The sequence below is a fragment of the uncultured Microbulbifer sp. genome (genome assembly GCF_947504145.1).
GTDB lineage: Bacteria > Pseudomonadota > Gammaproteobacteria > Pseudomonadales > Cellvibrionaceae > Microbulbifer.
The window spans coordinates 448,506-462,158 of the sequence record NZ_CANNGQ010000002.1 but is presented as its reverse complement, the minus strand read 5'-3'; the positions used below and the strand labels follow the sequence as shown (position 1 = coordinate 462,158).

The 13,653-nt window shown below is 54.2% G+C and carries 8 protein-coding genes; 3 read left to right on the top strand and 5 right to left on the bottom strand.

Annotated features, from left to right (window positions below; translation table 11 throughout):
• Window positions 1-16: 16 nt before the first annotated feature.
• The 3 genes from acs to Q1A74_RS08515 form a co-directional block, all read right to left on the bottom strand.
• Window positions 17-1,954: an acetate--CoA ligase gene (gene acs, locus Q1A74_RS08525; RefSeq protein WP_299594663.1), complete on the bottom strand. Its 1,938-nt coding sequence runs from the start codon at window positions 1,952-1,954 to the stop codon at window positions 17-19.
• Between the two features lie 327 nt (window positions 1,955-2,281).
• Entirely contained in the window at window positions 2,282-3,208 is a 927-nt protein-coding gene (locus tag Q1A74_RS08520) for a histone deacetylase family protein (protein ID WP_299594661.1), read from the bottom strand.
• Between the two features lie 7 nt (window positions 3,209-3,215).
• A complete protein-coding gene (locus Q1A74_RS08515) occupies window positions 3,216-5,096 on the bottom strand; it encodes a GNAT family N-acetyltransferase (protein ID WP_299594659.1) in 1,881 nt (626 codons plus the stop codon).
• A 376-nt stretch (window positions 5,097-5,472) separates the two neighbouring features.
• On the opposite strand from Q1A74_RS08515, the gene Q1A74_RS08510 reads away from it, so the two are divergent.
• Entirely contained in the window at window positions 5,473-6,789 is a 1,317-nt protein-coding gene (locus tag Q1A74_RS08510; RefSeq protein ID WP_299594657.1) for a PHB depolymerase family esterase, read from the top strand.
• 155 nt (window positions 6,790-6,944) lie between these two features.
• Here Q1A74_RS08510 and Q1A74_RS08505 read toward each other — a convergent pair whose 3' ends face one another.
• Entirely contained in the window at window positions 6,945-7,886 is a 942-nt protein-coding gene (locus tag Q1A74_RS08505) for a LysR substrate-binding domain-containing protein (protein ID WP_299594655.1), read from the bottom strand.
• 74 nt (window positions 7,887-7,960) lie between these two features.
• Window positions 7,961-9,373 (bottom strand): NAD-dependent succinate-semialdehyde dehydrogenase, encoded by a 1,413-nt coding sequence (locus Q1A74_RS08500; RefSeq protein ID WP_367275369.1) that lies wholly within the window; start codon window positions 9,371-9,373, stop codon window positions 7,961-7,963.
• A gap of 376 nt (window positions 9,374-9,749) precedes the next feature.
• On the opposite strand from Q1A74_RS08500, the gene Q1A74_RS08495 reads away from it, so the two are divergent.
• Both Q1A74_RS08495 and Q1A74_RS08490 read left to right on the top strand, forming a co-directional pair.
• The gene (locus tag Q1A74_RS08495) at window positions 9,750-10,832 is read left to right on the top strand and encodes an alpha/beta hydrolase (protein ID WP_299594651.1); all 1,083 of its coding nucleotides are present in this window, start codon (window positions 9,750-9,752) and stop codon (window positions 10,830-10,832) included.
• A gap of 74 nt (window positions 10,833-10,906) precedes the next feature.
• Window positions 10,907-13,546, top strand: coding sequence for a TonB-dependent receptor (locus Q1A74_RS08490; RefSeq protein ID WP_299594649.1), 2,640 nt, complete (start codon window positions 10,907-10,909; stop codon window positions 13,544-13,546).
• Window positions 13,547-13,653: the final 107 nt, after the last annotated feature.

Sequence of the window (13,653 nt, the reverse complement as noted above, 5' to 3'; positions counted from 1 at the left end):
AACGTGCACTTGGCTATTAACGGTTAGCCCGGTGGTCCACCAGCTCATCCACTACGGAAGGATCGGCCAGGGTCGAGGTATCCCCCAGGGAATCCAGCTCGTTACTGGCGATCTTGCGCAGGATACGCCGCATGATTTTGCCGGAACGGGTTTTCGGCAGCCCCGGGGCCCACTGGATGATGTCGGGTTTGGCAATGGGGCCGATTTCCTGCACGCACAGGTTGATCAGCTCCTTACGCAACTCCTCGGATGGCTCGCGACCGTTTTTCAGGGTGACGTAGCAATAAATGCCCTGCCCCTTGATGTCGTGGGGGTAGCCCACCACCGCAGCCTCGGCGGTGTCCTCGTGCAGCACGATGGCACTTTCGATTTCCGCGGTACCCAGACGGTGGCCGGAGACGTTCAGCACATCGTCGATGCGCCCGGTAATCCAGTAGTAACCGTCCGCGTCGCGGCGCGCGCCGTCGCCGGTAAAGTAAGTACCGGGGAAGGTGGAGAAGTAGGTGTCGATCATGCGCTGGTGATCGCCATACACACTGCGGATCATGCTCGGCCAGCTGGCCTTCATCACCAGCGCACCCTCGCCCTCGCCTTCGATCTCCTGGCCTTTTTCATCCAGTAGTGCCGGTTGCACACCGAAAAAGGGCTTGGTGGCGGAGCCGGGCTTGAGCGCAGTGGCGCCGGGCAGCGGGGTGATCAGGTGGGCACCGGTTTCGGTCTGCCACCAGGTATCCACGATCGGGCAGCGCTTCTCGCCCACCACATCGTTATACCACTCCCAGGCTTCCGGGTTGATCGGCTCGCCGACGGTGCCGAGCAGTTTCAGGGAGCTGCGGTCGCACTTGGTGACGAAATCATCGCCCGCGCCCATCAGTGCACGAATGGCAGTAGGCGCGGTGTAAAAAGTGTTTACCTTGTGCTTTTCGACCACCTGCCAGCAGCGCGAGGCATCGGGATAGGTCGGCACGCCTTCAAACATCAGCGAGATGGCACCGGCCGCCAGCGGGCCATAAACGATATAGCTGTGGCCGGTAATCCAGCCCACATCCGCGGTGCACCAGAACACATCGCCTTCCTTGTAATCGAAGGCATATTTGAAGGTCATGGTGGACATCAGCAGATAGCCGGCGGTGGTGTGCAGCACCCCTTTGGGTTTGCCGGTGGAGCCGGAGGTATAGAGGATAAACAGCGGGTCTTCCGCGTTCATCGCTTCGGGTTCGCACTCGGTGCTTTGCTCGGCGACAGACTCTTCGTACCAGATGTCGCGCTTGCTGTCCCAGTCCACATTGGCGCCGGTGCGCTTGACCACGATGGCGGTGTGTACATCAGGGCAGCTGGCCAGAGCCTTATCGACATTGGCTTTCAGCGGCACCTTGCGACCGCCGCGCACGCCTTCGTCGGCGGTGATTACAAGACGGCAATCGGAATTGAGAATGCGGTCTTTCAGAGAGTCTGGCGAAAAGCCGCCGAAGACCACGGAGTGCACAGCGCCGATACGGGCACAGGCGAGCATGGCATAGGCGGCTTCGGGGATCATCGGCATGTAGATACAAACGCGATCGCCCTTGTTCACACCGCGCGCCTTAAGCAGGTTGGCCAGCCGGCAGACCTGTTCGTGCAGTTCGCTGTAGGTGATTTTTTTGCTGTCGGCGGGGTCGTCCCCTTCCCAGATAAATGCAGTCTGGTCGGCGCGCGCGGGAAGATGGCGATCGATACAGTTGACGGAAACATTCAGCTCGCCGTCGGCAAACCAGGCCGCGTGGCCTTTGGTCAGATCCTCTTCCACCACTTTGGTGAAAGGCTTGCTCCACTGCAGGAAATCGTTGGCTTGTTGCGACCAGAAGGCCTGTGGGTCTTCCACGGACTGCTGGTACATGCGCTGGTAGTCGTCACTCGTGACGAGGGTGTTAGCGGCAAAGGCTTCGGGCACCGGGTAGGTGTGCACTTCAGACATCGTTTTCTCCCTTATTAGTATTATCGGGCTGCTGCGTCTTCCTTTGAGTGCTGCGGTTAGTGGGCAGTCACTTTGACGCGGTCATCGCTATTACGCCCCGGGCCGGGCTTACCGGAAAGTGCTCTGGAGAGCGATCCCGGAGGGCGGCGTGAGGGCATTTATCCCGATAAGTTATACCATTGGCGACCACGGAATGACAACGCTGTCACCCCTTCTATCACTTCATCATAGCGTGCGGAGTTTGCGGATTCCCAGTTTTGGGTTGGATTCTGGTGCCTTTTTTCTGGGGTTGAGGCATCCACTATGTGGGTGTGTGGCGGCTGGGATTCAGCTGCCGATCAGACCTTTCAGGTGGGCGACCACGCTGCGGCCGAGGGCGGACAGCGCATAGCCGCCTTCCAGAGCCGAGACAACTCGCCCCTCGCAGTGCTGGTCTGCGTACTCTCGCAGCTTTTCTGTGACCCACAAATAATCTTCCTCCTTAAAGCGCAACTGCGCCATGGCATCTTCCACGTGCCCATCAAACCCGGCGGAGATAAACAGCATCTGCGGCCGGAATTTCTCCAGCGCCGGCAGCCACTGTTTTTCGACGACTTCGCGCAGGGCATCGCCACCGGCACCGGCCTCGAGAGGCGAGTTGACGATGTTATCCGGCAGTTCGCCGGTCCCGGTGAACGGGTAGTAAGGGGACTGAAAGCTGGAGCAGAGCAGGTAGCCCTCGCGACCGGCCACGAAGTCTTCGGTGCCATTGCCGTGGTGGACGTCGAAGTCGAGGATGGCGACGCGGTCGAGGCCGTACTGCGCACGGGCGTGGGCGGCGGCGATGGCGATGTTATTGAACAGGCAGAAGCCCATGGCTTTGTCGCGCTCGGCGTGGTGCCCCGGGGGGCGCACGGCGCAGAAGGCGGCATTGAGTTCGCCGGCAATGACCTTGTCCACAGCGTCCACGGCGGCGCCGGCGGCGTGGAGAGCGGCGGCGAGGGTGTGGGGGCACATGCGAGTGTCTTCGTCGAGCACTTCGATACCCTCACTGGGGGCGCGGGCGAAAATGGATTCGACATATTCCGGGGTATGCACCTGCTCGATCTGTTCACGAGTCGCCTGTGGGGCATCGAAGAAGCGCAGGACGAACTCCATGCCGCTGGAGAGCAGTTGATCCTGGATGGCATCGAGGCGCTCCGGGCACTCGGGCTGTTCACCGCCCATATCGTGTTTACTACAAGCGGGACTGGAAAAAAATCCGACGGTGGCCATGCGCAGTTCAGTCCTTTTGTTCTTGTGTATTACCGGCGGACAAATCCAGTTCCAGATAGAGCTCGTCCATACTGTCACCCACCCGGGAAACAAAACCGTTGCTTTCAAAAATTTTGAGCATGGGTGTATTGTCCCGGCGCACACAGGCAAACATCTTCTCGATACCCCGCGCGCGGGCGACGGTTTCCATTTCTTTCAGCAGGGTGGTGGCGATGCCCTGGCCACGTCGGCTCTCTTTAATAACGAAGGCGACTTCGCAGCTATTGCTCGCTTCGTAAAAGTAATAGCGCCCCACCCCCTGGATAACTTCACTGGCCCCATCCAGGTCGGTAAAGCACAGTGCGAGATCTTTGCGCTGGTCAACACTGACCAGATTGCAGGATTTCTCCCGGGACATCTGCGTTACATGGTGGTTGTAACGCATCATCAGGGTTTCTTTGTTGTGGGTGTAGAAAAATTCCTGAAGCCGCCGTTCATCGGAAGGGCGCAGGGGGCGCAAGGTATAGCGGATGCCGTCAAACGTATAGCGTTTTTGGTCGACCGGGCCCAATTCAGGTACCGCAGTGGGCGCCTGCTCCTGGTATTCCGGCACCCAGTAGAACTCGCGCACTTTCTCCAACAGCGCGCGGCGAAAATCCGGGTGGGCGATGCGGATCATTTCCAGGGTGCGTTCGCGCACGCTCTTTCCGCGCAGTGAAGCGATACCGTATTCGGTTACCACATAGTGCACATGCGCACGGGACGTCACCACGCCCCCGCCAGGAGTAAGCGACGCGACGATACGGGAGATCAATTTACCATCCTTGTCTTTCGCAGTAGACGGCAGCGCAATGATCGGCTTTCCTCCCTTGCTCAGTGCGGCACCACGAATAAAATCCACCTGCCCGCCGATACCGCTATACAGCAAACTGCCGATGGAGTCGGAAACTACCTGTCCGGTCAAATCCACTTCGATGGCACTGTTGATCGCCACCATCTTTTCATTGCGGGCGATTTTAACCGGCGAGCTGACATGCTCCGCGGGGTAGAGCTCCACATGGGGATTACCATCGACAAAGTCGTATAGCATTTTCGACCCCATGCAATAACTGGTGATGGTCTTGCCCTTATGAAAGGTTTTCTTGCGGTTATTGATTACACCGCTTTTCATCAGTTGTGCCACACCGTCAGAAATCATTTCCGAATGTATGCCCAGGTCTTTGTGGTTCCCCAGATAGCGCAATACCGCATCGTGGACTTTACCCATACCAATCTGCAGGGTGGAGCCATTCTCCACCAGCACCGATACATACTGCCCGATCTGCTCCACCGCCTGATCCATTTCTGGCGGTGGCGACTCTGGGATAGGTGTTTCAACCGTCATCCAGGCGTGGATCTGATCGCGATGAATAAACGTATGGCCGCTGGTACGAGGCATCGCCGGGTTTACCTGGGCAATCACCACCGGGGCATTTTCTACCGCAGAGGAAACCACATCCACGCTCACGCCCAAAGAGCAGTACCCCAGCTCATCGGGCGGGCTGACCATGATCAATGCTGCATCCAATGGCAGTACATGATCACCGAACAGCTTGGGCACTTCGGAAAGGAAGGTCGGTGTGTAATCCGCACGCCCTTCCGCCACTGCATTGCGCACCGCGGTACCGCCGATATACAGGGCGTTGACGGTGAACAGTTCGGCGTATTTGCGCTCAGCCCAGAAGTTGTCAGAGAGGGTAAATACGTGGGTCACTTCAATGTCATGGAGGCCCCGGCTATTGGCAACAAGGTCAGTCATCAATGCGTTGGGCACGGCGGCGTGAGAGCCCAGAAAAATTCGGCAGCCGCTTTTTAGCAGCTGATCCCACGGGATGATTTCATCGGTTTTCGGACTTGTCAGAGGTGGCATTGGGTTGAGTGGGCTCCTACCAATTGGGTAAGTCTATGGTAGGCGGTGAGAACCCGAACATCCATGAGAAATTCAACGTGACAGCGCCCGCCAGAAACCAGGCAAATCCCCCGGCGTTTATACGTCACACCTCCGTGCAGAACAAAAAACAAACACAGCCAAGTGTCGCGCACTCGTCAAAGTAAAACCGAAAAGCACACTTAAATTCTGGTGATCTCAGGTTGACACCTGGTTACTTTAAATCACTTGACCCGATTCGGATGATTGTTGAGCATCAAATTTCACAAACAAACACCTAAATGCATCAGGAGTATTTGTACAGTTCACTTCAAAACCGACCTAACTATAACAATACATTATAAACATGGTGAGAATAATGAAACAAAAATCACAACCATCAAATAGAAAGCTCTTCCGAATCATATACATGCTCACGGCATTGAATCTGTTGATTTCTATGCAATCACATGCCGGCAGCTGGACTACGGAATACTACCTTGCGGGTATGGACTCCGTACATATTTACCTGCCGACAACTCAACCACTTGTAAACAATAAACGCGCACTGATGATAAATCTTCACGGCTGCTCCATGAGCAACACCGACATGAAGAATAATGCGGACTGGAAGCCCACGGCCGATCAGTTCGGAATGGTTGTCGCCCTGCCAGATGTCCCGGGAAATGGTGCATCAAATATGAGCTGCTGGGATTACTATGGCGAGAGTCATACCCGAAGCAACAAACACAACAACGAAATCATCAACCTAGCGATTGACCTGATTAGCCGGCCCGCACTGAATATTGACCCAAACCAGGTTTACATCACCGGGTTTTCTTCCGGCGGCGGACAAGCCAATGTTATCGCCTGCCTCGCTCCGGATATTTTTTCAGGTGTCGGTAGCTCCGCAGGCCCGGGACTAGGCACGAGCGTCTATCAATATTCCAGCGTACCCTGGAATTACTCGGACACCAGTAAAGCAGCGCATTGCAATAATTTAGCCGGCAGTAACGCTCCACATCTCGCCACACAAATCTATTCAACTATTCACGGTAGCTCAGACTCCACCGTGGCACCGGGCTTCAATCAACATGGCGCAGAAATAATGAGCCTCGTATACGGCGCGCCCATACAAGGGCTGGCGACCAGCATCGCAAACGGTGGCACCAAAGTCATATTTTCAGACACCACTGGACCTCGGGTATCTCGAATTTCAGTCAGCGGCATGGGACACGATTGGTCTACGGGAAATGGCGGCAACTTCGGCTACTTCGTCAACACCAAAGTTGACTACCCCAACTACGTAACCCAATGGTTTTTTGACAACAATCGTCGAATTGGTGGCTCTTCTGGGGTTGATAGCGACGGCGATGGGTTCAGCTCCGGCAGCGACTGCAATGACCAGGATGCCAACATCAACCCCGATGCGATTGAGATATGTGATGACGGCATTGATCAGAACTGTAGTGGCAGTGATTTGGCCTGCAGTGCCTGGACATGTAAAGAATACACAACAACCAACACCTACCACTACAACAGCACTCCCCAGCGAGCAACGGTTTGGTACTTCAATTGGGTCTATCATTACTATGCAAAAGGCAGTGGTGAGGAACTGGCGTTTGCCGGGCCCTTCTCTTACACCACTGTATCAGAAACCAGTGAAGGCTACTTTGAAGCGGGCAGCTGTCCGTAATCGAATGTATTGATCTGCAGGTATTAGATTCGACGAACTCCCTCCGGAGCCGGGCTTGTGCGGCTCCGGAGGTCTCCAGCCTCACCAATATGACACTGAAGGCAAGGTTAATGACAGAAAGATCCAGCTAAGTCGTTTATCGTTTTGTCTAGCTTCTACTCGCCAGAAGGCAAAAACCGCCGACGCATAAACATTTCCGCTTCCGCAATAATCCACTCTCGAAATAGTACCGTCGGTTTGTGAGCGGTATAATTAGAAGGGCATACAAAATAGTATGCTTTCTCGCTAAGCATTTTAAAATCGTGTGCTACGACTAATTTTCCTGAATCGAGCAAAGGGTCAACTAGCGGCCGATACATGGGAATGATCCCGAGTCCGTCCACTGCTGCCTGCACCGCCACCGCCACATTGTCAAAGGTCATCACTCGCTTGCGCGCCAGAACCGAACTGCCACACCCCGCTTCCGCGAGCCAATTTGACCACAACTCGGGAAGGTGCTTGTACCCCAACCATGGTTGAGCTTCCAGTTCGAACAACGACATTACCGCATCTGGTGCACGCAATAGTTCAGGAGCACACACCAGTTGAATATGGATATCCAGCAGCTTATCACTCTGACACCCTGCCCATTTTCCATTACCCAATCGCACGGCTGCGTCCATTATCCCACTACTAAAGTCTACCGACTCTTCCGTAGTATCCAGCGCATTGGTTACAAAAGCGACGGCCAGTTCCGGATGTAAATCATAGAGTCTGTTCAAACGCCCGATCAGCCAGGTTGAATTAAAGGTGGCTGAAAGCCCGAGTTTGAATTTTCTCTCTCCTTGCTGCCCCATGATTGTATCGGTTGCCAATTTTATATCGGCAAAGCAAAGAGATAGCGCATTGGCATAACTAACACCCGCCGGGGTCAGCTCCAATCCAGATTTGGCCCGATGAAACAGGCCGACACTGAGAAAATCTTCCAGCCCCTTGATTTGCCGGCTCACTGCAGATCTAGTAACAAAGAGTTCTTCCGCTGTTCGCGTAAAGCTCAAAGTGCGCGCAGCAGTAACAAAAAACAACAGCGCGTTCAGCGGTGGGTAATTCCTGGCCACTTTATCGCCTCAACCCTTGCATTATCAATGCTTGTTAATATTCACAAACTCGCACATGGCAACGTCACCAGTGCTCAACCACCGCGGATACACAGATACTTAATCTCGAGATAGTCGTCGATGCCGTACTTGGAGCCTTCCCGACCGACACCAGATTCTTTCATGCCACCAAATGGGGCGACTTCGGTAGAAATCATTCCCTCGTTGATACCGACCATCCCATAATCCAAAACATCCGCCATGTGGAAAATTCGCGAAACATTTTGCGTATAGATGTAACTCGCCAATCCTGCGCTCGTATCATTTGCCATCGCGATCGCGTCGGCTTCGGAAGAAAACCGCACAACAGGCGCAACCGGACCAAATATTTCCTCGCGGAATACCCGCATTTCGGGGGTGACATCGACAAGCACCGTAGGCTCATAAAACTGCCCACCTAGAACAGACGCTTGGCCTCCCGCCATCGCCATGGCACCGCCATCCAGGGCATTCCTAACCAGGGAGTCAACATTGTCCAGCGCCGCGCCATCAATTAGTGGGCCAATATCGGTATCCGGATCCCTCCCATCGCCTAGCCTCAATGCTTTTACGGCGCGGGTTAACTCTCTAACGAAGTCGGGATATATACCCTCCTGCACCAGAATTCGATTCGCACTGATACAGGTCTGCCCCGCATTGCGAAACTTAGAAGCCATGACACCGGCAACTGCCGCACGCAGGTCCGCGTCATCAAAAATGATAAAAGGCGCATTGCCCCCAAGCTCCATCGATGTTTTTTTGACGGTTGCCGCACATTGCGCCATGAGCAGTTTTCCCACTCGAGTGGACCCTGTAAACGTCAGTTTACGCACCTGCGGATGGCCACTGAGCACTCCACCAATTCCCACTGCATCCGTGCCGACAACAACGTTGATAAGCCCATCCGGGAATCCAGCCCTATGTGCCAATTCCGCCAATGCCAGCGCGGAGAGCGGCGTCTCAGCGGCGGGTTTGATCACCAGCGCACACCCGGCGGCCAGTGCCGGTGCCGCCTTGCGTGTAATCATCGCACTCGGGAAGTTCCACGGTGTAATCGCCGCTACTACACCAACTGGCTGCTTCAGGGTTAGCAAGCGCAAATCCGGCGCATGCGCGGGTATTACGTCGCCATAGGCACGTTTACCCTCTTCCGCAAACCACTCAACAAAGGACGCGGCATAACGAATTTCAGCCTGGGACTCCGCAAGTGGCTTACCCTGCTCGGCCGTCATTATGAGTGCCAAATCTTCCGCATTCGTAAGAATCAGGTCGAACCACTTGCGCAGAATATGCGCTCTATCTTTCGCTGTACGCCGCTTCCAGCCCTCCATTGCCACCACGGCCTTTTCAATCGCGGTATTTGCCGTTTTCGGGCCGGTGTTGGCAACTGACGCAAGTACCTTATCGTCTGCGGGATTGAATACTGAGAATTCCCCCAGTTCAGGTTCTTCAACCCAGCTTCCAGCCACAAATGCTCTAGTTCTCAGTAACGATTGGTCATTTAAGTGAAGCATTACTTGTCCAGTCAATATACGTATCACAACCGCGATTACCGCGGCCCCCGATGGCAGGGTCAATAGTGTTAATTGCTCGACTGCCGGTCAAGCAACCAAATTTCAACAGCTGTTGCCGGAAATGCACCAGGGAATTTCATGACACTTGATCAGTTGAATTCCAGGAACCACAGGGTGCAATGGAATCGCCTCCTGTTGGTCGTTGTCGCGTTTCACGCAACAAACTGTCAAGTTTTAATCGCTTGTGTCGGTTGCTCACCCCACGCCATTATGGCTGTACGCGCCAACCTCAATTGATATAACAAAAACGGTATTCGGAGCAGTGTCCCACATGTTCGATTTAGAAGTTGCCGAAGATAGAAGCCTTCATTGGCTTCAAAATTTGGACCTCAAACCACTCGCGGAACAGACTGCTGGTGAGACTTATATATCCAGCACCCCTCTGGCCGCGATTGAAGTTGCTTCCGAGGGACGCGACATCTTGCGGGCGATCAACAGCCTACCTGCCATGGTCGAGTACCACCCCAGTCAAGTACGCGAACAGCGTTTGGTGCGCGGAAACCCATGGGATCACGAGAACCCCAGTGGCGTCCTTCGTCGCGATATCTCCGTTGATCTGACCGACTGCACATTACCTGCAAGGATCTACTTACCGGAAGTTAACGATGAGTATCCGCTCGCAGCACTGGTCTACTTTCACGGCGGTGGTTTCGTTCTCGGCAGTATAGATAGTTATGACAACTGTCTCGCTCAACTCGCGGCACTTTCTGGCTGCGCGATCGTTTCAGTGGAGTATCGGCTTGCGCCGGAACACCGGTTTCCAAGTGCAGTTTACGATACTCAAAATGCGTTTAACTGGATTCACGAGCGAGCCTCCACACTGGGCCTGGATGCGAGCCGCCTCGCAATCGGTGGTGATAGCTCTGGGGCGAACCTTGCGGCGGTAGCCTGTCTACTGAATCGCGATCAAAAACTCCCACGCCCGAGCCTGCAACTATTAATTTATCCTTGCACGGAAGGCAATGCAGCGACGCCCAGTCGAAAACTATTTGCGGATGGCCTTCTGCTTACGCAAGCGGGGCTGGAGTGGTTCCACAACCATTACATTTCACATAGCGAAGACGACGACTGGCGATTTCGCGTATTACACGCTGCAGATCACAGCAATCTCCCCCCGGCGTTTGTGTTGACCGCGGGATTCGACCCACTGCGAGACGAGGGTGCGGCGTATGCGGAAAAACTGAGACGCGCTGGTAGCGCCGTCCGCCACTCATGCTATACCGACATGTTTCACGGATTTATCAACTTTGGCACTTTGAGCCAGTGCCGGCTGGCGCTGTCGGAGTGCGCAACGGTATTACGCGCAATGCGCGTATCGGCAGGAAAGAGAGAGCAAGAAATTGATTCTAATTAGAATATAAGTCTGACTGCGCAGTAACAGTTGAGGTAACCATAACTACAACCGTTTTAATAAAAAGAGAGATAGCGATGAATACAAGATTTTCTAATAAAAAAACACTGGGCGTTGCCATATCCCTAGTCATCTCGGGCGGATCCAGCGTTGTCGCGGCACAGGATAACGGCGTTCTAGAAGAGGTTCTGGTGACCGGATCCTATATCAAGTCATCACCTGGCGATGCGGCGGTTCCGGTTCAAGTAGTGGGCCGTGAGTTTATCGATTCCATCGGAGCCACGACGGTAGCCGATGTGATTGCCAAACTGCCTTTAATCTCCGGTTCAGAAAATCAGGCTGATTCCTTTACTCAGGGTTCAACCCAGGGTACTTCGAACGTAAATCTGCGTGGTTTGGGTCTGAGTTCCACCCTGGTGCTGATCAATGGCCGGCGACAAACTATATCCGGGGCTCTCAGCAATGACGGGAGCGTATTTGTCGATACCAGCACGATTCCAGTCGATGCCATTGAACGCGTGGAAGTACTGAAAGAGGGCGCCGCTTCTGCATACGGGTCCGACGCGGTTGCCGGTGTAGTAAACTTTATTCTGCGCAGCGATTTCGAGGGTGTTGAAATAAACGGTGGCGTTCGCAGGACGAGCGATGGCGGCCAGCAGGATACAAATTTTGGCATGGTCTGGGGTGGTGGAGATGACGATACGCGCTTTACTATCTCCGCGCATTATCTTGACCGCACGCCACTCAATGGAGCGGATCGGCCCGAACTTGTCGACAATGCCATCAGCTCGCTCGGAAACTCCTTTCTTCCTTATGCCGCAGCACCAGTCACGGTGGCCAGCGGCGCATACGCCGGCACTTATATGCCCTTCGAGTCGGTACCGGATGCTGGGTGTACCGACAATAAGGAAGGTGTGCTGATTCCGCAGCCCAGCGGTGTAAACTGTGGCTTTCACTACGGCGAATATTACAACCTGGTTAATACAGAGAACCACGCGCAGGTATACGGCAATCTGACCCAACAGTTCACCGGTGGAGTGGAGTTATTTGCGGAACTCGGATACTCAACGAGCGAAGTCACCGACAATCCGCAGTCGCCCAGCTATCCAGATTTGACATTCCCCGTTATCGGTTCAGATCACCCCGGCAACCCGTTCGGTGTACCGGTTATTTGGCTCGGCCGCCCGCTGGGTGCCGGCTTTGAACCTCCGACTGCAGCGCGTGAGAACGATACGCTGCGCACCTCAGTGCAGTTAACCGGAGATACCGCCGGCGGCCTGTCTTGGGATACCGCGCTAACCTACAGCGCCAATAGTTACACACAGTTTCAACAAGACACGCTCAAGTCCCGGTTGCTTGCGGGTCTCAGCGGAACCGGCGGCCCGAACAATGACGAATGGTTCAACCCATTCTCTCCGACCAGTAATAGCCCGGGTGTGATCGACGATTTTTCCTATGAAACCAAAGCAACTCGTGAAACCGACCTTCTGGTATGGGATGCGGTTATCAGTGGAGATCTCATCGAACTACCTGCTGGAACGCTGAGCTTTGCGACCGGGGTACAGGTTCGTAACGAAGGCTTCGCTGTGGATACTGATGATGTCTACGAGCTCAAAAAAGACGCCAATGGTAACCCAGTCCCTGTCGACCTTATTTTCTTGGGTGGCCTGTCTCATGTGGATGTTTCTCGCAGTGGGGCGGCCATATTTACCGAGGTCAAAGCACCGCTTACCGACAATCTCGAGCTTACCGGCGCGCTGCGCTATGAAAATCTGGATACCGATAGCAGCTTCGACCCGAAGCTTGCCGCTCGCTGGCAGATTTCAGATCAATGGACACTGCGCGCCTCAGCAAGCACAGCATTTCGCCAGGCTTCGCTATCACAGCAATACGCGACGGCAGTCACCCTCAACGGCATTCAAGATTTCAACGCCGATGGCACAACCAAAGGCGGTGTTGCGTTTATTCGTGTAGCCGCTACGGGTTCTGAAGCGCTGAAACCCGAAGAGTCTGAAAACTACAACCTTGGTGTTATTTTCCAGCCAACTGACAACCTGGATTTCAAGCTTGATTACTGGCGTGTTGATTACACCAACCTTATTACCGTAGAAAATGCTCAAGGCAAACTACTGGCCAACCTGAATGGGTCTGACATTCAGCGCGATCAGTTCGGCAACCTGTCCGGAATCAACGTCGAGTACTTCAACTCCTCCAGTGTTGACGTGGCGGGAATTGACTTTGAGTCCATCTGGCAGATCAGTGATCAGTGGTCAACGACACTGAATATTGCGCGCTTCCTGAGTTATGAACTCACTAATGAAGCGAGCGACACTGTGGAAGCGGCCGGCTACTTCAACTACGACAATTTTGCGCGGTCCATGCCAGAAACCAAGGCAAACCTCTCAATCAATTGGATGTCCGACAACCAGTCAGCTGGCCTGAACGTCAATTACACCTCCAGCTATGACATGCGCCAAGCGGTACCATCCACCGAACAACAGGGTGTAGATTCCTTTGTAACGCTGGATACTCAGTACAGCCAGAGGTTTGCGTTTGGCCTGAGCGATGACGCTGAAACGACTCTTAGCGTCGGCATTCAGAACCTGCTGGATGAGGCGCCGCCGCGCGCGTATAACGGCGCGAATCTTAGCTACGATCCCAAACAGCACAGCCCTCTGGGTCGTGTATTTTACGCACGCGCTAAATACAACTTCTAAAAATCTGGTGTGCAGGCGGCAACGCATTATTTCCGCCTGCACATACCTACCAGTGACTCCCTTTTCGCAAGCGATGCTTAATGTTTGAAACTCGGATCGCTTGCGCT